We start from the raw sequence: 23,042 nt of genomic DNA on the forward strand, positions 1-23,042 counted from the left end.
GCGCGCGCCCGGGCCCCGGCGACGATGCGCCGGGGCCGGCGAGCGGTGCGCGGGGCGGGAGCCGCCGACGTCGGCGGTCAGCTCGAGACCCGCTCCGCGCGCCGAGCGGCGACCACCACCCAGGCGGATGCCGCGGCGGCGACCACGACGAGCGCAACCAGCACCGGTGTGCCCCACGACTGGATCGCGAGCGAGATGCTCGACTGCCAGCGGGCCGTCGCGAGCAGCACGCCGTCGAGCGCGTGGATGCCGAAGCGCGGCAGGATCTCGGCGAGCCCGAAGACGGTCACGTAGACGCCGGCCAGCACCATGAGCACGCCGCCGGCGCGCATGAGCTGAGGAGTGCGCCGCCGCACCGCCGCGGCAAGGCCCGTGCCGGCGAGCGCGGCCGCGAGCGACACGAGCACCACCGAGGCACCCATCCCGATCGCGTACGCCACGAAGGGCGCGAGGGTCGCGACAGGCCCGGACGCGGCGAGCGCCTGGGTCACCACGACGAGGAACAGGCCGATCGTGCAGCTCAGCGAGGCGACGGCGAACGAGGCGCCGTACGCCGCCTGCGACGCGAACGTCCGGCCGGGCGCGTGGGAGGCGCGTGAGAGCGCCCCGAGGCCGGGGCCGCGCAGCTCGCCGTGCCGGACCATCACGACGCCGAGCACCGCCACCAGCACGCCGAGCCCGCCTGTCACGTACGACACGTACGGCAGCACCGTCGCCTGGAGCCCGAGGCTCACTCCCCCGAACAGCAGGCCGAGCGCCGTGAACACCGCGATGAAGCCCAGGCTCATCGCGGCGGCGAAGCCCAGCGCCCGCCGCAGCGCGATCGCGCGCGGAACCGCCGCATCGTCCCGGCCCGCGCTTCCCGCGCTGCCGGTCACGATGACCGTCAGGTACGCCGGCAGGAGCGCGAACCCGCACGGGTTGAAGGCGGCGACCGCACCCAGAAGCAGGGCGTATGCGGCGTCGGCTAGATCCATGGATGGCCTCCTCGGCGTTCAGGCTCCCATGGTTCGGCGCGCTCGCCGCACCGGATGGGCGCCGAACCCCCGAGAAGCGCGCGGCGAACGCCGCCGCCGGCTACTCGTCCTCCTCGATCCATCCCACGTACGCGAGCCCGTAGTCCGAACCGGCCGCGTAGTAGTGGAACTCGAGGCCGGCGAGGTCACCCACGCCCGAGTAGTGCATCTCGCCGTAGTTGAACGGCTCCACACCCTCGGCGTAGGGCTGCGATCCCGACCAGTCGAGCACGCCGGCGCCCTCTCCTGTCCAGGTGCCGGTCTCGCTCGTGAGCGTGGCGGACGTGACCACCCACGGTGTGGCGATCTCCTGATCGAGGACGCGCGTGGTGATGTCGAGCTCCTCCGTGCCGCTCACGCGCGGGTCGGACATGTCGAGCGTGCAGGTGAAGTGCTCGTAGATCTCGCTCACACCGCGGACCCTCGCGCTCGACGTGGACGTGATCTCGCAGGTGGCGGTGCCGCTCACCATGGCAGCGTCGTCGGGCGGGAACGATGCGGCGGCGGACGCGCCTTCCTCCCCGGCGCCGCATCCTGCCAGCAGGATCGCCGCGGCGAGCACGCCGACGGTGCGCATCCCTACCCCCTCCCCTCCATCGTCCCACCGGGTGCTTGGCGGCGCTTGCCGTGCGCAGCAGGCGCTTCACCCGAGTTTGATAATCGTTCTCGTTATCGTCTACAGTATCCGCGTGCGCCCCGCCGGGCGCTGAACGAACAGAACGAAAGGTCGGCCCTCCGGGGCCTCGGTACACGATGTCGATCTCGCCCCTCGCGAAGCGCGCCGCCACCCTCGCGGGTGCCTCCGCGCTCGTCCTCAGCCTCGCCGCCTGCGCCACCGACGACACGGAGGCCACCACCTCGGCCGACGCGCTCGAGGTCGAGTCGCACGACGACCACGACCACGAGACCACCGCGGCAGCCACGGAGATGGCCGCGCAGACCCCGCGCATCGTCGTCACGTACGACGGCGGGATCCTGGTCCTCGACGCGAACACGCTCGAGACCGAGGCCGACATCGAGCTCGCCGGCTTCAACCGCCTCAACGACGCGGGCGACGGCCGCCACGTGGGCGTCTCCACCACGGGCGGCTTCCAGATCCTCGACGCCGGCACCTGGAGCCAGGCGCACGGCGACCACTCCCACTACTTCACCACCGCCCCGTCGCTCACGGACCTCATGATCGAGGCCGAGATCCCGGGCCACCTCGTGGTCCACGACGGTCTCGCGGCGTTCTTCGACGACGGCACCGGCCAGGTCACGGTGGTCGAGGCCGACGAGTGGGAGCACATGGTCGAGGAGGGCCACCTCGACATCGTCCGCGAGTACACCACGGCCGACGCCCACCACGGCGTCGCGGTCGCGAGCGACGGCGGAGAGCTCCTCGTCACCATCGGCGACGAGGACGGCCGCACCGGCGCGATGCTCCTCGACGAGGCCGGCGAGGTGCTCGCCTCGAGCGAGCAGTGCCCCGGCGTCCACGGCGAGACCGCCTTCACGACCTCCGACGGCAACGAGCTCTTCATGGTCGGCTGCGACGACGGTGCGCTCGCCTTCCACGGCGACCACGTCCACAAGGTCCAGGCCGACGAGTCCTACGCCCGCACGGGCAACCTCCACTCGGTGGACGGCAACGACATCGTCCTGGGCGACCGCAAGACCGACCCCGAGGGCGGCATCGGCCTGACCGAGATCACCCTGATCGACCCCGAGGCCGAGACCATCGAGGTCGTCGACCCGTTCGACGGCGATCAGGCCGAGTACACGTGGCGCGGCCTGGCCCGCGGAGCCGACGGCGAGGCGCTCGTGCTCGGCACCGACGGCGCGCTGCGCGTCATCGACGAGCAGACGGGCGACGTCCTGCGGTCGATCGACGTGGTCGACGCGTGGGAGGTCCCCGAGGCCTGGCAGACCGCCCACCCCGCCCTCACCGTCGTCGCCGGCATGGCCTACGTGACCGAGCCGGCCACCGGCACCATCCAGATCGTCGACTACGTCGGCGGCGAGATCTGGAAGTCGGTCGAGGTCGGCGTCGCGACCAACGAGATCGTGGGCGTCACCGGCTGACGCCCCTGCTCGCCCGAGCACAGGGCCCGGTCCACGGCGGTACGCGCCGCGGGCCGGGCCTTCGGCGTTCCCGGTCGCCGTCGGCTCGGCATGCGTGGGGACGATGCGCGGGTCGACTTCTCGACGCCCGGCGCGGTCAGTGCGCTTCCGGCCGCGGCGAGAACCCGCGCACGATGAGCCACAGCGCGAGCACGATCTCCTGCAGCGCGAGGGGCGCTTGAAGGCCGGCCGCCGTGCTCGACAGCACGTCGAGGACGTCGAGCAGCCCCAGCACCGCGACGAGCGCGTACGGGATCACCGCGACCAGCCCCCACCAGGTGAGCCAGCGCGGCACCAGGCGGCCTCGGTGAAGGATCAGGTAGAACATGGTGGCGCCGCACACGAAGACGAGGCTCTGGAGGATGCCTCCCGTCTCGCCCGCCGTGAACAGGACGATGCCGCCGTCCCCGGCCGCCGCATCGTCCCCCGCGAGGCGGAACAGCGTGAGCCAGGTCATCGCGGTGACGACGTACCAGGTGGCCTCGAGCGCGCCCCGGAAGACGACGAAGCCGACCGCGAGGCGCTCGCTGATCCGGCGCAGCACGGGGAAGGCCACGATGGGGATGCACGCGAGCGACAGGCCCATGAGGAGGACCAGGAAGGCGCCGACGGCGAGCCCGCCGCCGAGCTCGTCCGCGCTCGCGAGGTAGTCGGGCCCCTCGAGCCCACCTCCGGTCGCGACCAGGCTCGCGGCGCCGCCCACGGTGCCGACGAGGTAGAGGATGCCGATCGTCGTCGCGGTGGCACGGTCGGACAGGGATCTGGTGGGCACTTCGGCGTGCGTGGTCATCGCGCTCTCCCTTGCGGTCGCGCGGCGCGCCCGGCCGGGTCCGATGGACGCCGTGTCGTTCCCTTCATCATCCCTCCGTCGCGCGAAGGGCGCGCGGCGGAGGTCAGGCCTGCGGCTGCTCCCCGCCCGGTGACGCGGGCTCGGCGTCGTCGGCCGCTTCGGGGAGGGGTGCCGTGAGGCCCGTCCAGACGGGACGCGCGGGGTCGCCACCCTCGAAGGCGATCCAGACGCCGTCGCCCACCCGGGGGATCGGCTGCTCGACAGTGAGCAGCTCCTCCTCATGGAAGTGCTCATCGTCGTAGCCCTCGACCGCCTTCGCGAGCCTCTCGTCGCGCTGCACCAGGTGCTCGACCAGCCCGCGCTGCGCCGCGATGACGCGCGCGAGCGCGTCGGGCCAGTCGTCGTCGGGGAGCACCACCGGCAGCGGCGCCGCGGTGACGTAGTCCACGGTGGGGCGGCCCGGCGGCCCGACCGCTTCCTTGACCGCGGCAAGGAGCCGCCGGCTGTGCGCGGCGAGCCTGATGAGCGGGTCGAGCGACGGCTCCGCCCACACCGGCAGGCTGCCGAGCACCTCGGGCACCACGACCTCGATCCTGCCGCGGTGCCAGGGGTCGTCCGCGCCGGTCACGAGCCCCCGCCAGAGCCCGACGTTCACGGTCCGAGCGTCCTCGACGGCGAGGTCGCCGCGGGGGTCGACGGGCGAGTCGAGGTCGCCGTCGGCCAGGGCGCGCGAGGCGGGCGCCAGGATCGCTGCGGCATCGGTGGCCGCGTCGGCGAGCACCCGGGCGGCCGGATCCTCGATCACGGGTGGTCCTCGTCATCGGCCGACGAGACGGCCTTCGCGACCTCCGCACGCGTCGCGTCGCCCTGCGCGATGATCTCGTTGACCAGCGCTGCTCGAGCCGCCCGCGCCGCGAGCAGGTCGGCCTCGGCGCGGCGTCGCGCCACCTCGATCGACTGGAGCTCCGCGGCGTAGCCGTCGAGCGCGACGCCCTCGCCCAGCAGGGATTCGACGATCACCCCGTCGGTCCGCATCACGTTCGTGTCGACGCCGAGGACCACGCCCCGCACGTCCTGACGCGGTGCGTCGTCGTGCCCTCCGATCGGCACCTCCTCGGTGCGCTCCTTGAACCGACGGATGGTGGCCGCGGATCCGGGGACCGGCACCTCCTCGACCACGGACACGGCCCGGCCCTGCCAGTCGAGCACCTCGTCCAGCTCGTCGAGGATCATCTGCCTGACCGCCTGCCGGTCGGCGTCGACGATCACGTCGTCGAGGAGCGCCTCGAGGTCGGCGAGCGGCACCTCCCTGCGTGACTCGTGGAAGCCGTCGAAGTAGGCCACGCGGAGGTCCGTGAGGTGCGTGACCGTCACGAACTCCTGGTTCATCTGCCGGAACACGAAGTTGAGCGTCCGGCTGACGTTGACGTTGGAGATCTCGCGTTCGATCGAGGTCTGCTCGCCGGACTTGGAGGTGGCCTCGTAGGCGGTGTCGACCGCGACCTCCCTCTTCGCCGACGCCTTGGACGCGTGCTTCTCGGTGGCATTCGACAGGTTCTTGGTCGCCTCCTGCCGCGCCGCGTTGGTGCTGCCCTTGACGCCCGCCTTCGCCTCGGCGCTGCCCCACCCCCAGCTCGCCTTGCCCGACACATCGGCGTAGTACTCCGTCGACTCCGCGAACGCGGACTGGTTCGACTGCTCGGACTGGATGGACTGCGACAGGTCGGTCGCCGCCTCATCGGTGACGGAGTCGAGGACGCTCGAGGACCGGGACCGCTTCTCCTCGCTCTCTCGGAAGGTGGACACGCTGATCCTCGTCGACTCGCCCGGCAGAAGCGTCATCGTGTTGATGACGCGCCCGGCGCCGTAGCTGCCCAGATACGTCGAGAGCCGCAGCGTCTCGACGAGGTACAGACCCGGGCGTGGCGCCGGCGGGACGGGTGCCGTGGAGACCGTCGGGGTGCCGTTGACGTTGGTGCTCACCACGAGCCGCTCGCCCGCGCTCAGCCGGCCCGCCAGCGCCTCGAGGATGTCGTCGGGGAAATCGTCTGCGGGCGGCACCGGCTCCGGCGGCGTGCGACCGCGGTCGACGTCGACTCGCAGGCCCGCGCCGGGACGCCCCGCAAGGCCGCCGCCCCCGATGCCGCGGAGGCGCTTGCGCAACGCGTCCACGTGTCCCAGGGCGCCGGACGTGCCGTCGCCATGCTCCACCGCGGACAGCTCGGGCTTGAAGGAGCTCGCGGCGACGGCGAGCTCGATCAGGTTGACCCCCGAGTAGCTCGTCGGCTCGGGGATGTCGTAGCGCAGGACCGGCGCGAGGCCATCCTCCTCGAGGCGGATCATCGGTGATGGTGTGGTGTCGGGCATCGTCACGTCCCCCGTCGGGCTTGGCTCCGTCCGCACGGGTGCCAGCCGACGCTCCGGACGATGGTGCGCCCGCCTCCCCCGATCTCTCGACAGTAGGACCCCCGGTTGAGGCCCGCAACCACGGGCCCCGCCAGGCGAGCATCGCCCCGACGAGCCAGCCGACGACGATGAGCCGCGATCGCGATGCACACGAGGTCGCGGGGCTCGGTGGCCTCGCGGGCACTGTGCCGCCATGCACCCACCGCGGCGGGGTCGGGCCGGTGGGGGGACGATGCGGTGGTGCGGCGCCTCGAGCGCCGCACGCGGGACGGGCCTCGGAACCCGGAGGAGGCCGTCCGTGCGTCGTGGGAGGTAGCCGAGCGATCGGGACCGTACCGGTTGACACCCCCGCACGCCGGTGCCGAGACTCGATTCAACTGGCGTCGTCCGTAGGGGGGCTCCTGATGAGCAAGCCAGTGTTCCGCACCGTCGCGGCCCTCGCCGCGCTGCTGGTCTCGACCCTCGCCGTGGGAATCCCCGCGGCGTCCGGCGCTCCGCCCGGTGAGGCACCCAAGATCTCCTGGTCGCCCTGCTACAAGAAGCTCGCGACGGAGATCAACGCGGACATGGCGATGCTCGGCCAGCCCGAGGTGTCGTACGAGTGCGCGAGCGTGCCGGTGCCCCTGGACTACGACCAGCCCAACGGGCCGACCATCCGGCTGTCGCTGGTGCGGCTTCCCGCCTCGGGACCCGAGGCGGAGCGGATCGGATCCCTGTTCGTGAACCCGGGCGGACCCGGCGGCTCCGGGGTCGACTTCGCGGTCTTCTTCGGCCCGTTCGCGGGGCTCGAGCTGGGCGAGCAGGTGCGCGAGAGCTTCGACATCATCGGCATGGATCCCCGCGGCGTGGGGCGCAGCAGCGCGCTCAAGTGCTTCGGCAACGTCGGGAAGGCCGTGGAGGTGTTCCCGTGGGCCGCCTATCCGATCAGCCCCGAGGAAATCGAGGCGCAGATCGCCGGCGACGCGTTGCTCGCCGAGGCCTGCGCGAGCGGCACCAAGCGGCCGAGCGAGCACATGTCGACCGCGAACGTGGCGCGTGACCTGGACCTGCTGCGGGAGGCGGTCGGCGACGCGGGCCTGAACTACCTGGGGCTGTCGTACGGCTCGTTCCTGGGCACCGTCTACGCGAACCTCTTCCCCGACAACGTCCGGGCGATGGTCATCGACGGCGTGCTCGACCCGGTCGCGTGGACCAACGAGAAGGCGGAGCTCCCGTTCTCGACCGAGCTGCGCTCGGACCTGGGCGCGGGCGCCGCGCTGCAGAAGTTCTTCGAGCTGTGCGACGCGACCCCGGGGGACGGCGGCGACGGCAGCTGCCTGATCTCCGACGGCACGGCGGGCGACGCGGCGGCACGCTTCGAGGCGATCATCGAGCGGCTCGAGGACTCCCCGCTCGAGGTGTTCGACCCGTTCGTCGGTGAGACCTTCGTGCTGGCCCAGCAGGACGTCATCGCGATCACGCTGAGCATCCTCTACAACCCGTTCGACTACTACTTCCTGGGCGAGCTGCTCGCGTTCGTCGAGGCCGGCGCGCCCCCGGCCGACATGGGTGCCTTCCTCCGTGAGCTCGAGACGGAGACGGCGCTCGTCAGCAAGCGTGGCTTCCCGCAGTACGACAACTTCGTGGAGGCGTTCCCCGCGGTGGGCTGCAGCGACACGCGCAACCCGACGGACTACGCGGTGTGGCAGGACACCGGGATCGCCGATCCCGATCCGTACTTCGCTAAGATCTGGGACTGGGCCTCGAGCCCCTGCGCACAGTGGCCGCGCGAGGATGAGGACCGCTACGACGGCGGCTTCGGCGCCGACACTCCCAGCCAGGTGCTGGTCATCGGCAACCTCTACGACCCTGCGACCCGCTACGAGGGCGCGGTCACGGTGTCCGAGCTGCTCGGCAACGCGCATCTGCTGACGGTCGACGACCCCGGGCACACCTCCCTGGGGATCAACTCCTTCTGCGCCGGGGAGGCTACCGGCGACTACCTCATCGATCCTGACGAGTCGCTGCCGGACTTCTGCCCCGGACTCGAGGACGCGGTCGGGTTGAACTGGATCGACCTGGGGTCGCCGCCGCCGGACGGTGACGAGCCGACCGGGCTGCGGGTGGCGGATCAGCTGCGCCACCGTCTGCTCCCGGAGATCTCGTACATGCCGTAGCCGCCGCTGTGCGGCGCGCAGGTAGGGCAGGGCATCGAGGGCGCCCGGGCGTGGCGCCCGCGCGACGATCAGTCCCGGTCGTCGCGACCCGAGCCGCGCCACACCCGCACCGCGACGGCGAGGCCGGCGAGGACGATCAGCCCGGCGATCGCGATGAAGACGAGGTAGCGGGGCTCGGTGACCTCGCGGACGTAGGGCTGGCGGTCCGACCAGGCGAGGGACAGGCGCACGAAGACGAGCGCGAGCAGCACGCCGCCGATCCCGACCGCGACCGCCCACCCACGTCTCCGCACGGCCCCATCATGGTCCACCGGAGCGCCTGGAACCGCCGTGAACCCCCCGCGATAGGTTGACGCTCATGCGCGACCTCCTTGGGCGGATCCCCCTCCCGGAGGGCGAGCGCGCCCGGGATGCGCTCGGTGCCGCCGCGGCCGCGGCCGCGATCATCGCGCTGTTCCTCGCGGATGGCGACGCCGACGCCCTGGCGACGCTGGACTTCGCCGCGACGATGGTGGCATGCGTCGCGCTCGTGTGGCGCCGCCGCGTGCCCCTCGCGGTGCTCGGGGCGGTGCTGGCGCTGTACATCGTGGTGACCGCCGTGGACGGCGCGCTCTCGACGGTCTTCGTGGTGCTCATCGTCGCGCTCTACACCTCGACCTCGCGTGCGGGCACCGTGCCACGGGCGCTGGCGATCGGTGTCGTCGCGACCGCCGTCGCCGCGGGCACGCTCGCGCTCGCCACCGCATCGTCCTCCGACCAGCTCGTGTCGGCGGCGGCCTGGGGTGGCCTGGCGAGCGCCATCGGGCTCGCGATGCTGCTCTACCGGCGAGGCGTCGCGAAGGAGCGCGAGCGTGCGCTGCGCGCCGAGGAGGCGCGCGACGCGACCGCGCAGCGCCGCGTCGCCGAGGAGCGCCTCCGCATCGCGCGCGAGCTGCACGATGCGGTGGGGCACCACGTGGCCGTCATCACCGTGCAGGCGGGGCTCGCCGAGCACCTGCTCGACACCAGGCCCGCGGCCGCGGCCGCGGCCCTCACCCGGGTCCAGGAGGCGGGCGCGCGCGTGCTCGAGGAGCTGCCGGTCATGCTCCGCGTGCTGCGTCAGGACGACGAGGAGCGGGACGATGCGCCGGCACAGGGCGTCGCGGACGTCCCGACGCTGGTGGACCAGACCCGCGACGGCGGGCTCGAGGTCGACCTGCGCTCGGAGGCGGCCCCCGACCTCTCGGCGGCGGCCGACCTGGCCGCCTACCGCATCGTCCAGGAGGCCCTCACCAACGCGCGCCGGTACGGCACGGGCGCGGCCACCGTCTCCCTCGCCGTGCGCGACGGCGCGCTCGCGATCGAGGTGCGCAACGCGGTGGACCCCTCGCGGGAACCGGGTGCGGGCTCGGGATTCGGGCTGGTCGGCATGCGCGAGCGTGCGGCGGCGGCCGAGGGGGACGTGACCGCCGAGAGGATCGGCGACGAGTTCGTGGTGAGGGCCGTGCTGCCGGTCCGCGATGCCTCCCCGACGAGGAAGGATGGGGCCTCATGAGCACGCGCGTGGTGGTCGTCGACGACCAGGACCTGATCCGCGGCGGCTTCGTCGCGATCCTCGACAGCGCCGACGACCTCGAGGTGGTCGGCGAGGCGGCGGACGGCGACGCCGCCGTCGCGACGGTGCGCGAGACCGTCCCGGACGTGGTGCTCATGGACATCCGCATGCCGGGCACCGACGGGCTCGCGGCCACCGAGGCGATCGTCGCGGACCCCGCGCTCGCGGACGTGCGGGTCGTGGTGCTCACCACGTTCGAGGAGGACGAGTACGTCATGCGCGCGATCCGCGCCGGCGCGAGCGGATTCCTCGGCAAGGGCGTCAAGCCCGCCGAGCTGCTGGGTGCGGTGCGCACGGTGGCCGCCGGCGAGTCCCTCCTGTCGCCGAAGGCGACGCGCAGCCTCATCGCGCACGTCACGCGCGACACGGTGACACCCAAGGTCGACGGCGAGCGCTTCCGCTACCTCACCGACCGTGAGCGCGAGGTGGTGCTGCTCGTGGCCCAGGGCCTGAGCAACGACGAGATCGCGCAGCAGCTGTTCGTCAGCCCCCTCACCGCGAAGACCCACGTCAACCGCGCCATGACGAAGGTGGGCGCGCGCGACCGTGCCCAGCTCGTCGTCGCCGCCTACCAGGCGGGCCTGGCGCAGGGCTGACCCCACCCCCGCGGCGCCCCGTACTGCGCCCGTGGTACCGCGAGGTGCCTACGCGGGGACGATGTGCATCGTGCCTCGAAACGGGAGCCTTGAGTCATCGACAACGACGACTCAGGGAGATGAGGACCATGGCCACCGCGGTCACGACGACGACCAAGCCGGACTACCCGTTCTACGCGGACATCCCGACCGCGATCAGCGGGCAGCGATGGCTCGTGGTGGTCGCAGCGTGCGCGGTCGCCTTCGCGCAGCTCATCCTCGTGCCGGACCCGTCGCCGCTCGTGCACTGGATCCAGGTGATCCTCTTCCCGTTGATCCCGCTGGCCGCGCTCGCGTGGGCCGCGCCTCGAGGCTGGACCGCGGTGTTCCGCCGCCTCCGCCTGCGCGACCTGCCCCTCATGCTCGGCTTCGCGATCCTCAACATGGTGGTGACGACCGGCATCGCGTACGCGGTCGGGCAGATCACGGACACGGTCGCCAACCCCGCGGGCGAGGCGATCCAGACCATGGCCGCCGGCGACCGCGTGATGATGCTGCTGTCCACCATCCCGCAGCTCATCGGCGAGGAGGTCGTGACGATCCTGCCGCTGCTCGCGCTCCTGTCGGTGCTGGTCCGCCGCCTCGGCTGGTCGCGCCGCGCCGCGCTCCTCACCGCGTGGGTCGCCACGGCCGTGATGTTCGGCGCGATGCACCTGCCCACCTACGACTGGAACATCGTCCAGTGCCTCGTGATCATCGGCTCGGCCCGCCTGATCCTGTCGCTGGCCTACATGGTCACCAAGAACCTCTGGGTCTCGGCCGGCGCCCACATCGCCAACGACTGGGCGATCTTCCTCGCCCCCATCGTGCTCGGTGGCGTCACGCTCCTCGCCTGACCCGCCCCACCCCTCACCCGCAATCTAGGAAAGGTGCGTGATCTCATGATCGAGGTCGCCTCGCTGTCCAAGTCCTACGGCTCCGTGCGCGCCGTCGACGATGCCTCCTTCACCGTCCGCCCCGGCGTGGTCACCGGCTTCCTCGGCCCCAACGGGGCCGGCAAGTCGACGACGATGCGCATGATCATGGGCCTCGACCGGCCCACGTCGGGCACCGCGCTCATCTGCGGCCGGCCGATCGCGGAGCACCGCGCCCCGCTCGCCGTCGTGGGCGCCCACCTCGACCCGCGCTCGTTCACCCCCGGCCGCAGCGCCCGCTCCCACCTCTCCGCGGTCGCCGCCTCGAACGGCATCTCGCGCCGCCGCGTGGACGAGGTGCTCGAGCTCACCGGCATCGCGAGCGTGGCGCGCAAGCGTCCCAAGGGCTTCTCGCTGGGCATGTCCCAGCGCCTCGGCCTCGCGACCGCGCTGCTGGGCGACCCCGCCACGCTGCTGCTCGACGAGCCCGTCAACGGCCTCGACGTCGACGGCGTGCGGTGGATCCGCGAGCTGGCCCGCTCGCTCGCGGCCGAGGGCCGCGCCGTGCTCCTGTCGAGCCACCTCATGAGCGAGGTCGAGCAGACCGCCGACCACGTGGTCGTGATCGGCCGCGGACGGATCCTCGCCGACAAGCCCCTGTCGGAGTTCGTGTCCGCATCCGACGACGGGGCGGTGGAGATCGCCTCGACGGACGATGCGCGGCTCGCCCAGGTGCTCGCCAACGCCGGCGCCTCGGTCGCCCCTCTCGGCGGGATCGCCGTGTCCGGCCTACCCGCCTCCCGCATCGGCCAGCTGGCGGCCGACGCCGGCGTCGCGCTCACCCGCGTCCACGAGCCGTCGCGCAGCCTCGAGGACGCCTACCTCGCCCTCACGCGCGACGAGGTCCAGTACCAGTCCACCCCGAAGGAGAGTGTGAAGTGACCGCCGTCATCAGCCGCCGCACCCGCGGCGCCACCCTGGGTGCCATCGTGCGCTCGGAGCTCATCAAGATCCGGTCGATGCGGTCGACGTGGGTGGGGCTCGTCGCCCTGCTCGGTGTCGCGACGCTCGTCACCACCCTCAGCTCCACCAAGGTCGCCGGCGTCGCCACCCCGGACGTGTTCGCGGGCTGGATCCTCACCGTCTTCCAGGTCGGGCTGCTCCTCACGACCGCCTTCTTCGCGGTGCAGACTGCGAGCGAGTGGTCGACCGGCATGGCCCGCACCACCTTCGCGGCCGTGCCGGCGCGCGGGCGCTGGGTCGCCGGCCGCGTCATCGCCTGCGCCCTCGGCGGCGCGGTCGCCGCGCTCGCGGTCGTCGCTGCGGTCCTCGGCCTCGGCACGCTCGTCCACTCCGCCGGCGCCGAGGCGCTCGGCCCGGAGACCTACGGGCTCCTCTGGCAGGCGCCGCTCGCGCTGGGCCTCATGTCGGGCTTCTCCGCGGCGCTCGCGGTGCTCGTGAGGAACGCCTGGCTTGCGGTGGGCGCGCTGTTCACCCTGCAGTTCGTGCTCGGCATCGTCTCCGCGACGCTGCTCACCTGGTTCCTCCAGGTGATGCCGTACCTGCCCTTCGATCTCGCCGGGACCGTGCTGCACGCGAGCCAGGCGGGAGCGGACCTGGCCGGCGCGCCGGGGGCGGGACTCGCCATCGTGCTGCTGGTCGCGTGGGCGGTCGGGACCGCCGTGGTCGCGGCGATCGTGTCCCGCCGCCGCGACGGGGCGTGAGCCGCCTCGCGCTGACCTGATCCGCTGCCTCGGTGCCGGTGGGCTGTCTCAGCCCGCCGGCGCCGGCGTGTCTTGTCGGGTGGGTGCCTAGGTTGGCACGCTGCCGCGATGTGCGTCGGTTCAATCCGGGTCGCCGGCGCTCTCGCGGGAATGCGCCACACCTTGGCAAATCCTCCGGGCGCGGACCAGAAGATGGGGTCGGCTACGGGCGGACGTGTCCGTGAAGGGAAAGGCCGATCTTGCTCCCCGAGGCGTGCGGATCGGCGCTTTGGTCTCGCGCCTGGGCGGCGCCGATGGTGCCGGCCTGTGTGAAAACCGCGTGCAGACTCGGCTTGATCTCCTGCAGGGCGTCGTGGACCGCGACTGCCGCTGCGAGACCCTCGGCAGAAGCGACGACCCGCTTCGTGCGCCGGTCGCCGGCGGAGTTTCGCTCTCGCGTCGCGAGGCCGTGGCGTTCGAGCGCATCGATGAGGTAGGTCGCGCTGGCAGCGGAGATTCCCAGTTCGTTGGCGAGAGCCGATGGACGCATCTCCGCGTGGGAGGCGATTGCGATGACTGCGAGGATGCTTCGGCCCTGAACCTTCTGTTCGCGCGCCTCGCCTAGCCGAGCGACGATCGCGCGTGACAGCTCTTGGCCGGTGCGTGCGAAGTTGGCGGCGAGAGCCCAAGCGTCGGGTGTTCCGAGCTCAATGGGCCGCGCAACGGGCCCGTCGGATTCGGTCAGCTGTGCGATCTCTCGAGCATTCGCGGCCGCGCTCGCGAAGAACGCCTCGAGGTCCGTATCGGTACGGCGAGCGGCCTCCCAGCCTGCGTCGCTCAGCTGATAGGTCCGCTGCCGGCGATCATCCGCGGCGCGGCTGGATGTGACGAGACGTCGTGTGCGAAGTTCGCGCATGAAGCGCAGGACAGCCTCGCTCGTCAGGTCTGTCGCTTCCGCGATCTCGGCAACGAGCGACGGACCGGCTAGCCGCAGGGTTTCGAGGGCGAGGACCTGGCCGTCTTCGATGTAGTCGGTACCGAAGTGCGTGTCGTGGACCGCGGTGAGGCCGGCGGCGTACCTGCGGATGCAGTCCACCAGTCGCCACGAAGCTTCCAGTTCGGGGGGACGCGGCGGGGTCATCTCCTTAGGATATGTGGCCCCGTAGGCGGGGTGATGTCACGAGGCTCCCGCGTTGGACCGGCGGCCTCGCAGGCATCGGGGAGCCCCGTGGCGGACGTGCAGAAGGCCCGCCCCGAAACGAGGCGGGCCTTCGTCGCGCGCGGCAGCTACGCGCTTGCCGTTTCCTTCTTCTTCGACTTGCGGGTGCCGTCGAGGTTGTAGAAGAACGAGATGATGACGCCGATGATGCCGAGGGCCATCGCGAGCTGACCGAGCAGGTTGCCTCCCAGCCCGAGCAGGCTCTGCTCGGGGTCGGTGGCGAAGCTGGTGAGCGTGCCGAAGTCCCACATGGCGTGGATGAGCATGGCCGGGATGAGCGAACCGGTGGCGCGGCGGGTGATGTAGAGGACCGAGCCGAAAGCGAATGCGACGAAGATCTGCTGGATCGTGTCCTGCGTGCTCTGGCCGAAGAACACGTTGATCGCATGCAGCAGGCCGAACATGAGGCACGTGACGAACCAGGCGGCGATCTCGTTCATCGACCCTCGGGCCGCGGTGAGCAGGAGGCCTCGGGATACGAGCTCCTCGCAGAATCCCACCATCAGGACGCCTGCACCGATGGCGAGGAAGTGCGTGATGTCCAGCTCGGACCACCCCGCACCGTTGATGAGGTTGAGCAGGCCGCCGAGGGCGAAGAGGATCGGAACGAGGACCAGCCAGCGCGGCACGTTGCGAGCCGGCTCGCGTAGCGCAGGACCCCACCACCCGAGCAGGCTCGTCACGATGATGAGGTACACGGTCCCGACCGCGAGCGGCAGGACGAGCCCGCCCATGACGTTGTCGAAGGTGTCCTGGACGGTGTTGTAGTCGGCGTCCATGAGCCACCACATGCCACCGATCACTGCCATGTAGCCGATGAACACGGCCAGGCCGGTCCAGATGGTGGGCTTCACTTTGAGTTGCGGATCTGCCGTTGTCGCCACTGCATTCCTCCTCTTACCAGGGCCCACGCTGACGTGTGCCTGTTATTGCATCTAACCAAGGCGATACTTCAAGCGCAACAGGTAATTGCTGTTCGGTCGCGACGCCCGCCGCGGCCGGGTGGGCCTCGCCGTGCTGGCGCGCCGCGAGATAGCGGCGCAGGCGCTATCCGATGTTGATCTCCCAGTCCGGGGACGGGGTACCGGAGACGACGCTCCAGCTGCCGATGTCGATCTGCAGCCCCTCACCGGTGAGCGCTGCCGTGTTCGCGGAGTCGGTGAGCAGCTCGTAGGAGCCGTCGGGGGCGGTCGTGTGCTCGTCGAGGCAAGCGGCCATGTCGGCGGCCTGGTCGGCGGAGTCGACCTTCACTGTGAGCGTGTTCGACTCGATCGCTGCGGCGCCGAGGTCTTGGCATGCGTCGAGATCCTCTTGGCTGATCACGGTCACGTTGTCGCACGCTGCGAGCGCGGCGGCGGCAACCGTGACGATGGCGAGGGTCGACAGATGCTTCCTCATGTTGCTCTCCTCCCTGGTGGTGCTGACTCGGTCGATCGGCGGCGACTAGGCGCCTCGTCGCTGCAATGCCCAGATGCCCGCGCCAAGCGGAGCGGCCGCCCAGAGGAGCGTGAGCATGATCGCGACAGCGGGTGTGAAAGGTGCGGGTTGAGCCATGAGGGCGAGGCCTGCATTCGTGGGCAGGATCTCTACGAGCACCGGCAGTCCAAAGATCCCCATGACCATCGGAAGCACGATGAGCAGCCCGACCGATGCGGCGACCGCGCCGCCTGAGTGGCGCATCAGCACGCCGACCGCGAGTGAAAGCACGGTCATGATCGCCACGAAGGCGGGTGCGCCGAAGAGAACGGCAAGCGTTCCCGGGCTGGTGAGATCGATGGCGAGATCGGTGCCGGAGTAGCGGAACATCGAGAGGATGATCGTCAAGGCGAGCGCGCACACCGTCGCGACGATCGCGACAACGCCCACGACGATGGCCTTGGCCATAACCCACCAGGCGCGTCGAGGAGTGGCAACCAGTGACACGCGCACGAGGCCGGTCGACCATTCAGAGGTCGCGGCCACGACGCCGAGGACTGCAGGGAAGACCAAGGTCAGGGACAGCCCAGCCGTGAGGCGAGCCGCAAGGTCATCCTGGGTGGGGGCGTCCCCTCCGGCTGAAGATGTCGCCCCCATGGCCGCCGTGAGGACTACGAAGACCGCGATCAGCCACAGAGTGGACCGCATGGTGCGGAGCTTGAACCACTCGCCTGCGACCACGCTGCCGAACGATGAGCGCGGCTCCGTCGCGCTTCCCGTGTTGGTGCCCAGGGTCATGCTGCACCACCAGCGGGTCGGGCATCCGAACGGTACTCGACGGCCTCTGCCGTCAGCTCCATATACGCGGACTCCAGGTTCGAGCCTGTGGTTGCGAGCTCATGGAGCACGATGCCGTGCGCGGCGGCGTGCTCGCCGACCTGAGCGGCGTCGAGGCCCCGGATATGGAGCAGATCCGACCCCGATATGGCGACCGAGCCGTCGTGCGCGTCGAGGATGGTCGCAAGGTGCGCCGCCTGTGGAGATCGCACTCGCACCGACGCCCCGGACGCGCCCGCAACCAGGGCGTCGATGGTGGTGTCGGCCAGGATCTGGCCGCGGCCGATCACGATGACCCGATCGGCCGTCAACGCCATCTCGCTCATGAGGTGGCTCGACAGGAACACGGTCCGACCCTCGGAGGCGAAGCCCTTCACCAGTTCACGTACCCAGATCACTCCGTCAGGGTCGAGGCCGTTCACCGGTTCGTCGAGGATGAGGGTCTCCGGGTCGCCGAGGAGCGCGGTAGCGATGCCGAGACGCTGGCCCATGCCCAACGAGAACTCGCGCGCCGACTTCCGCGCCACGGACTCCAGCCCTGTCAGAGCGATGACCTCGTCGACACGCGAGTCAGGGATCCGGTGAGTGCGAGCAAGCATCCGGAGGTGATTGCGTGCCGACCGGTACGGTGCGACGGCTTTCGCATCGAGCAGCGCGCCGACCGCACGAAGCGGCGACGCGTGCGCCGCAAGCGGCAGCCCATCGACGGTCGCGGTGCCCGTGTCGGGATTCTCGAGACCGAGGATCAGTCGCATCGTCGTCGACTTGCCTGCACCGTTCGGTCCGAGGAACCCGGTCACGGACCCGCTGTCCACGGTGAAGGAGATGTCGTTGACCGCTCGCTTCGCACCGTAGGTCTTCGACAGGCTCGTGACCTCGATCATCGGAATCGTCCGGATTCAGGCCTATCGAATGAAATCGCGTGCATGTGCGGTTGCTCCCTCGTGCCGCGGCCTGCCTGGGGAAATGCGCCGTTCTGCCTGACGCTATCAGTGAGTGAGTACCTGTCAAGGATTAAGCATCTCGACGCGCCGCGTTGCTCTCAGCCGGTCGCGGCGTGGATCAGGAGACGGGATACGGGTGCCGTCAGCTCCGGGCGTGGCCATCGGGCGAGCCAGAAGGCGGGCTCCTGGCATCTGCTCGGATGGCAAGGCGCCTCGGCGGAAACGAAGCGGCGCTCGGGTTGGCCGACCCCTAGTGGCATGTTGCGCGCTCCACCCCACACCCTGGCAATTGCCAAACTGGAAAGGCAACTTTGCTGAACTAGGGTCCGATTACCAAGGTGGCGCGACAACTGACACGTCTACAGCTCGCCCTTGCGCTCCAGGTACTTCATGGCGACGTACCCGAGCGGGATGCGCAGCCAGTAGGTGAGCAGCCTGTACACGAGCACCGCCGACAGGGCCACCGCATAGGGCAGGCCCGCACCGGTGAGGCCGGTGGTGAGCGCGATCTCGACCGCACCCAGACCACCCGGGGTCGGCACCGCGGCACCCACGGCGTTGCCGACGAAGAACAGCACCGCGACGTCGATGATCGCGAAGTTCTCGCCGAAGGCCAGCAGCGACGACTGGAACGCCCCGACGAATCCCACGGTGAGCAGCAGGTTGCCCGCGAGACCGAGCGCGAGGCGCCACGGCTGTCCGAGCACCTGCGCGAGCCGCGGCCAGGTCTGACGCAGCGTGGGCAGCACGCGCTTGATGGCCCAGGTGCGCACGCGAGGCACCAGCATCGCGGCGGCGATGACGAGCACCACCACCGCGAACGCGATCACCACGGCCGTCGACGGCAGCGCCGCCAGCGCGCCCTTCGAGCCCGAGGCGAGCGTGAGCGCGACGAGGCCGAGCACGGTCACCACGACCGAGCTCACCTGCACGAGCGCGACGGTCGCCACCGCGAGCGGCGTCGGCACCTTGCGCTTGGTGAGCAGCCGCAGGTTGAGGGCCGCCGGCCCCACGCCCGCGGGCACCGCGACCGAGATGTACGCCGCCGCGACCTGGGTGAGGAGCACCCGGTTGAACGGCAGCTTGACCGGGCTGAAGGCGGCCAGCGCGAGGGCCGCGCCGACGAACGTGAGCAGCGCCCACCCGAATCCGATGACCAGCCACCAGGGGTTCGCCTGCTGCACCGCGTCGAGGAACTGCTGCGTGTTGAAGCTGGCGAGGATCACCACCGCGGCGACGAGGCCGAGCGCGATGGTGATGATGGTGCGGCCGCCGAAGCGGACGATGTTCTCGCTCGCGACCTCGGCCTCGGGTGAGCGCGCGAGGATCTCCTCGCGGACCTCCTCGAGCACCTTCGGGTGGTCGCCCTCCTTGAGCTCCTTGAGCGACGTCCGCGTGTGCGGGGGCAGCGCGATGGTCTGCAGGAGCGGCGCGGCCTGCTCGACCGGCTGCGCGCCGAGCGAGCGGAAGGCCGAGTCGACGGCCCGCTTCGCGCCCACGCGCGCGGCGGTCAGCGCGAGCACCTGCGCGACGTCGATGCGCTGCGCGAACGCGCTGGTGGCCGCCTCGCCCATCTCCCACGAGGTGAGCCAGACGGCGGGGTCGGTCTCGACGTCGTCGCCGACGAGGATGGTGTCGGCCTCGAGGCGACGATGCGAGATGCCGGCCCGGTGCGCGGTGGCCACCTCGGCCCACAGCGCGTCGAGCAGCGCATCGGTCATGTCGGAGGCCGGCACGTCGGTGAGCGGGCGAGACACCGGCGGGCGCTGGTAGACGAGCAGCATCGTGTCGCGGATCTGCCCCATGCCGAGCACGCGCCCGGTGCGCACGCCGGCGACGCGCGCGGCGTGCGAGACGAGCGCGGTCGCCTCGGCGCTCTGGCGCAGCGACACGTCGGGACGGGTGTCGATGCCGCGCAGCCGCAGCGAGGTCCACAGCTTCGATACGAAGCCTGCCGCCTGCTGGTCGCCGTCGAGCGCGACCACCAGGAGCTGATGCCCCTCGACGGTGGTCATCGCGTACACGCGGCCATGCCGCGTCCGGGCGAGCGCATCGGTCACGGCGTCGAGCTCGGGGTGATCCGCCTCGTGCGCGATGTCGGCACGGATGAGCGAGCGGGGATGGAAGCCGGCGCGGTTGAGCCCCTCGACGAGGGTGCCGCCGTACGCGCGGTCCGCGGTGGACCCGACCCAGTAGCGCAGCCCGAGGCCCGCCGCGCGGCCCAGCAGCACGGTCAGCAGGGTCGAGGGGATGGTCACCACGCCGAAGATCACGGCGATGGCGAGCCCGAACCAGAGCATGTTCCATGACAGCGACAGGCTCCGGCGTGTCGAGCGCCGTCCTGCGGCGGTGAGCAGCGCCGACAGCGCCGCGACGTAGACGGGCAGCTGCATCGTCTCCGCGCCGCGCGGCGTGAGGCTCGCCTGGATCTCCTCGGTGCCCCACGCGAGCAGCATCGCCGCGGCGAGCAGCAGGACGATCACGCCGAGCACGGCCGCGCCGAGCGCCTCGACGATGCGGCGCGGCTCGCGGCGCACGAGCATGTCGACGATCATCAGCGCCGGGATGACGATCGCGAGGATCGCGGTGAAGAGGTTGATCGGCGCGACGAGCAGCCGTTGCAGGAACGGCGAGATCGACGAGATGTCCTGGGTCAGCGCCTCCGTGGTGCCGAGCGCGAACTCGCCGATGAACAGCACGGCGACGATGCCGACGACGGTGCCGAGGAGCCCGAGGACGTCCGTGAAGCGCCGCACCCGGATCTCGGGCTCGTCGAGGATGCGCACGGCCGGCGCGTCCTCGCGCGTCACGGGAGCGTCGGCCATGGCGCGAGTCTAGAGGGAAGCCCGGCCGCGACAGGGGAGGATCGGCCGCTCAGGCCACGCCCAGCGACTCGAGCCACCCGTGCGGGACCACCTCGGGGCCGATGAACGCGACCGCGTCGAGCGTCCAGTGCGCCAGCACCAGCGGCGCGAGCCGCCCCCGCCTGACATAGACCCAGCCGAACACCAGGCCCATCACCACGTTCCCGAGCGCCATGGGCCAGCCCTGGTACAGGTGGTACGCGCCCCGCAGCAGCGCCGCGAGCACGATCGCGGTCCACGGCGAGCGGCCCATGTCGCGCAGCCGCGTGAGCACGAAGCCCACCACGACGAACTCCTCGAGCACGCCCGCCGCCGCGGCGGACAGCAGCAGGATGGTGGCCGACCACCACATGTCCGGCAGGCCCGACGTGTCGATGGTGACGGTCTGCCCGAGCGCCCGCGAGATCGCGTACAGCGCGAGCCCCGGCAGCCCGATGCACGCCGCCAGGATGACGCCCCACCCGACGTCGCCCCACCACCGGCGCGCGGGTCCCACCAGGCCGAGCCTCACTCGGGACGATGCGCCGTGCTGGCTGAGCAGGTACAGCGCCAGGGCGACGGGCACCAGGGCGAAGCCGATCCCGAGCACCTGCCGGATGAGGTCGATCCAGTCGATGCTGGACCGGCTCGGGTTGAGCGTGGTGGTCTGGCCCGAGATCGGCGTGGTGTCGACGTACCGCTCGATGAGGCGGATCGCCGCATAGACGGCGGTCTGCCCGAGCGACAGGCCGAGCACGATGAGCACCTCGGCGCGCATCCGCGGGCGCGACGGCAGGGTGACCTGAGCGGTGGGCGCGGTGGGCGCGGGGGCTGCGATGTCCATCGTCACGCCACTCTAACGAGCAGGGGTTCCCGGCCTACGCTGGCGTCATGGCGAGCGTGGTGGCGATCCGGCGGTACCCCGTCAAGGCGATGGAGGGCGAGTCCCTCACGTCCGTCGCGGTCGACGCACGCGGGCTCGTGGGCGATCGCGGCCTCGCGGTGGTCGACAGCGACGGCATGTTCGCCGCGGGCAAGCGCGGCAGCCGCTGGGTGCCGCACGAGGAGGTGCTCGCGTACCGGGCCCGCACGGTGGACGATGCGGTGGTGGTGTCGCGCGGCGATCTCGCCTGGCGCGCGGGCGACGCAGGGCTGGACGCGGACCTGTCCGCCGCCGCGGGCGAGCCGCTGCGCGTGGTGGCCGAGGCGCCCGACGCGGCACGGCCCTTCTTCGACTCGTCCCCGATCTCCGTGGTGGGCACCGCGACGCTCGACTGGTGCCGGACCGAGCTGGGGGTCGACGCCGATCCGCGGCGCCTGCGCGTCAACGTCGTGATCGACACCGACGAGCCCTTCGTCGAGGAGACCTGGATCGGTGCGGAGGTGGAGGTCGGCGGTGTGCGGCTGCGGGCGACCAAGCGCAACGGCCGCTGCCGGGTGATCGACCTCGCGCAGGACGGTCTCGGCGCGACGGCGCGCTTCCTCAAGCCGCTCGGGGACCGTCGCGACGCGTGCGTCGCGGTCTACTGCGAGGTGGTCGAGCCCGGCGAGGTCCGCGTCGGCGACCCGGTGGTCCCGCCGCGGGTCTGAGGCGGGATCCGTGCCTGGTGTCGGGCTACGAGAGCGGGCGGGCGCGGCACAGGGCCCGCGGCTCCGCCCAGACCGCCGCGCCGCGGTGCGTCCCCGTCGCCGCCGGGTACGCGGCCTCGAGCCCCAGCTCCTCGCTGCCCGCCGTGCGCAGCGCCACCACCGCGGACGAGCCTGCCGCCACCGTGGCGCCGGTCAGCACCTGCTCTCCGTCGAGCGACAGCGAGAACTCCGTCACGAAACCCGGGTCGGACGCGTCGGAGACGCCGATCACCGCGACGATGCTGTCGCATCGTCCCGACAGCGCGAGGGTGCCCCGGTCGGGGCTCCCGCCGTCGACTCCCCGCGCCCGCAGGACTCGGGTGTGGTGGATGCCGGCGACGTTCGCCTCACCCTTCGTCAGGTTCCCGCCGGTCACGTGCGGCACGAGCGAGATCCATCGCCAGGTGGTCGCCGCGCGGATCCCGCGCGACGGCGCCTTGGCGCGCGTGCCCTCGAAGCGCACGCGGTAGCGCGCGTCGCCCATCCCGCGGACCGTGAAGCGCAGCCGGTAGGTCGCGTCCGCGCGCACCGTCGTGCTCGCACGGGTGCTCACCCACCGGCCGTCCACCTCGCGTTGGAGCACGAGCCGCTCGCCCACGAGGTTCCGCGAGACGGTGCCCCGCACGACCGCGGCCTCCTGGGCCACGAGCAGATCCCCCGACGTGGGCTGGATCGACGTGATCCGCACCGTGGTCGTCGCCCGGTTCGCAGCATCGGCGCCGGGCGCCGCCGCGACCGCGACCGCGCAGGCGAGGGCCAGGATCGCCGCCGCCGCGACGAGGCGGACGATCACGGGCCGCGCGGATGCGGCTTCGGTCATGCGAGACCCCCTCAGGTGCTCCCGTCGAACCTAGCAACCCCGGACGAACCGGACAACGCCCGGCGTCGCGGGAGGGG

General features: G+C 71.5%; 22 protein-coding genes. 8 read left to right on the forward strand and 14 right to left on the reverse strand.

All coding sequences use genetic code 11. The annotated features are described in order from the left end of the window. Positions 1-77: 77 nt before the first annotated feature. Both QQX09_RS04540 and QQX09_RS04545 read right to left on the reverse strand, forming a co-directional pair. The gene (locus QQX09_RS04540) at positions 78-977 is read right to left on the reverse strand and encodes a cytochrome c biogenesis CcdA family protein (RefSeq protein ID WP_301131577.1); all 900 of its coding nucleotides are present in this window, start codon (positions 975-977) and stop codon (positions 78-80) included. Between the two features lie 100 nt (positions 978-1,077). Continuing rightward, entirely contained in the window at positions 1,078-1,593 is a 516-nt protein-coding gene (locus QQX09_RS04545) for a hypothetical protein (RefSeq protein WP_301131578.1), read from the reverse strand. 176 nt (positions 1,594-1,769) lie between these two features. Between QQX09_RS04545 and QQX09_RS04550 the strand changes: the two genes are divergently transcribed. Then, positions 1,770-3,080: a hypothetical protein gene (locus QQX09_RS04550; protein WP_301131579.1), complete on the forward strand. Its 1,311-nt coding sequence runs from the start codon at positions 1,770-1,772 to the stop codon at positions 3,078-3,080. Positions 3,081-3,216: 136 nt separating this feature from the next. Here the strand turns inward: QQX09_RS04550 and QQX09_RS04555 are convergent, their stop codons facing one another. The 3 genes from QQX09_RS04555 to QQX09_RS04565 form a co-directional block, all read right to left on the reverse strand. Continuing rightward, positions 3,217-3,909 carry a DUF4386 domain-containing protein gene (locus QQX09_RS04555; RefSeq protein ID WP_301131580.1) on the reverse strand — a complete coding sequence of 231 codons (693 nt, stop codon included), beginning with the start codon at positions 3,907-3,909 and terminating at the stop codon, positions 3,217-3,219. A gap of 103 nt (positions 3,910-4,012) precedes the next feature. Further along, positions 4,013-4,714, reverse strand: coding sequence for a phage baseplate assembly protein V (locus QQX09_RS04560; protein ID WP_301131581.1), 702 nt, complete (start codon positions 4,712-4,714; stop codon positions 4,013-4,015). Continuing rightward, positions 4,711-6,252 carry a hypothetical protein gene (locus QQX09_RS04565; RefSeq protein WP_301131582.1) on the reverse strand — a complete coding sequence of 514 codons (1,542 nt, stop codon included), beginning with the start codon at positions 6,250-6,252 and terminating at the stop codon, positions 4,711-4,713. Before QQX09_RS04565 ends, QQX09_RS04560 begins: the two co-directional genes overlap by 4 nt. Positions 6,253-6,719: 467 nt before the next feature. Between QQX09_RS04565 and QQX09_RS04570 the strand changes: the two genes are divergently transcribed. After that, complete coding sequence (locus QQX09_RS04570; RefSeq protein WP_301131583.1) at positions 6,720-8,471, forward strand: alpha/beta hydrolase; 1,752 nt, start codon at positions 6,720-6,722, stop codon at positions 8,469-8,471. A 68-nt stretch (positions 8,472-8,539) separates the two neighbouring features. Here the strand turns inward: QQX09_RS04570 and QQX09_RS04575 are convergent, their stop codons facing one another. After that, on the reverse strand, positions 8,540-8,764 hold the full coding sequence (locus QQX09_RS04575; RefSeq protein ID WP_301131584.1) for a hypothetical protein: 225 nt from the start codon (positions 8,762-8,764) through the stop codon (positions 8,540-8,542). A 65-nt stretch (positions 8,765-8,829) separates the two neighbouring features. Here QQX09_RS04575 and QQX09_RS04580 point away from each other — a divergent pair, with 65 nt between their 5' ends. From QQX09_RS04580 to QQX09_RS04600, 5 genes are all read left to right on the forward strand, one after another. Continuing rightward, the gene (locus QQX09_RS04580; RefSeq protein WP_301131585.1) at positions 8,830-10,005 is read left to right on the forward strand and encodes a sensor histidine kinase; all 1,176 of its coding nucleotides are present in this window, start codon (positions 8,830-8,832) and stop codon (positions 10,003-10,005) included. Then, the gene (locus QQX09_RS04585) at positions 10,002-10,661 is read left to right on the forward strand and encodes a response regulator transcription factor (RefSeq protein ID WP_301131586.1); all 660 of its coding nucleotides are present in this window, start codon (positions 10,002-10,004) and stop codon (positions 10,659-10,661) included. Before QQX09_RS04580 ends, QQX09_RS04585 begins: the two co-directional genes overlap by 4 nt. Positions 10,662-10,789: 128 nt before the next feature. Further along, on the forward strand, positions 10,790-11,536 hold the full coding sequence (locus QQX09_RS04590) for a CPBP family intramembrane glutamic endopeptidase (RefSeq protein WP_301131587.1): 747 nt from the start codon (positions 10,790-10,792) through the stop codon (positions 11,534-11,536). A gap of 45 nt (positions 11,537-11,581) precedes the next feature. Beyond that, entirely contained in the window at positions 11,582-12,496 is a 915-nt protein-coding gene (locus QQX09_RS04595; protein ID WP_301131588.1) for an ABC transporter ATP-binding protein, read from the forward strand. Continuing rightward, positions 12,493-13,278: a hypothetical protein gene (locus QQX09_RS04600; RefSeq protein ID WP_301131589.1), complete on the forward strand. Its 786-nt coding sequence runs from the start codon at positions 12,493-12,495 to the stop codon at positions 13,276-13,278. Before QQX09_RS04595 ends, QQX09_RS04600 begins: the two co-directional genes overlap by 4 nt. 202 nt (positions 13,279-13,480) lie before the next feature. On the opposite strand, the gene QQX09_RS04605 is transcribed toward QQX09_RS04600, so the two are convergent. The 7 genes from QQX09_RS04605 to QQX09_RS04635 form a co-directional block, all read right to left on the reverse strand. After that, positions 13,481-14,398, reverse strand: a complete 918-nt coding sequence (locus tag QQX09_RS04605; protein ID WP_301131590.1) for a MarR family transcriptional regulator — start codon at positions 14,396-14,398, stop codon at positions 13,481-13,483. 146 nt (positions 14,399-14,544) lie between these two features. Continuing rightward, positions 14,545-15,330: a CPBP family intramembrane glutamic endopeptidase gene (locus QQX09_RS04610; RefSeq protein WP_301131591.1), complete on the reverse strand. Its 786-nt coding sequence runs from the start codon at positions 15,328-15,330 to the stop codon at positions 14,545-14,547. 193 nt (positions 15,331-15,523) lie between these two features. After that, entirely contained in the window at positions 15,524-15,874 is a 351-nt protein-coding gene (locus QQX09_RS04615) for a hypothetical protein (protein ID WP_301131592.1), read from the reverse strand. Between the two features lie 45 nt (positions 15,875-15,919). After that, positions 15,920-16,690 (reverse strand): hypothetical protein, encoded by a 771-nt coding sequence (locus QQX09_RS04620; protein WP_301131593.1) that lies wholly within the window; start codon positions 16,688-16,690, stop codon positions 15,920-15,922. Continuing rightward, positions 16,687-17,613 carry an ABC transporter ATP-binding protein gene (locus tag QQX09_RS04625; RefSeq protein WP_301131594.1) on the reverse strand — a complete coding sequence of 309 codons (927 nt, stop codon included), beginning with the start codon at positions 17,611-17,613 and terminating at the stop codon, positions 16,687-16,689. The genes QQX09_RS04620 and QQX09_RS04625 overlap by 4 nt, the downstream gene beginning before the upstream one ends. 419 nt (positions 17,614-18,032) lie before the next feature. After that, complete coding sequence (locus tag QQX09_RS04630; protein ID WP_301131595.1) at positions 18,033-20,498, reverse strand: lysylphosphatidylglycerol synthase transmembrane domain-containing protein; 2,466 nt, start codon at positions 20,496-20,498, stop codon at positions 18,033-18,035. 49 nt (positions 20,499-20,547) lie between these two features. After that, positions 20,548-21,360, reverse strand: coding sequence for a CPBP family intramembrane glutamic endopeptidase (locus tag QQX09_RS04635; RefSeq protein ID WP_301131596.1), 813 nt, complete (start codon positions 21,358-21,360; stop codon positions 20,548-20,550). A gap of 47 nt (positions 21,361-21,407) precedes the next feature. Here QQX09_RS04635 and QQX09_RS04640 point away from each other — a divergent pair, with 47 nt between their 5' ends. Further along, a complete protein-coding gene (locus tag QQX09_RS04640; RefSeq protein WP_301131597.1) occupies positions 21,408-22,106 on the forward strand; it encodes an MOSC domain-containing protein in 699 nt (232 codons plus the stop codon). Between the two features lie 25 nt (positions 22,107-22,131). Here QQX09_RS04640 and QQX09_RS04645 read toward each other — a convergent pair whose 3' ends face one another. After that, positions 22,132-22,965: an NPCBM/NEW2 domain-containing protein gene (locus tag QQX09_RS04645; protein WP_301131598.1), complete on the reverse strand. Its 834-nt coding sequence runs from the start codon at positions 22,963-22,965 to the stop codon at positions 22,132-22,134. Between the last annotated feature and the right edge of the window lie 77 nt (positions 22,966-23,042).

It is taken from the genome of Demequina litoralis, assembly GCF_030418455.1.
Classification (GTDB): Bacteria; Actinomycetota; Actinomycetes; order Actinomycetales; family Demequinaceae; genus Demequina; species Demequina litoralis.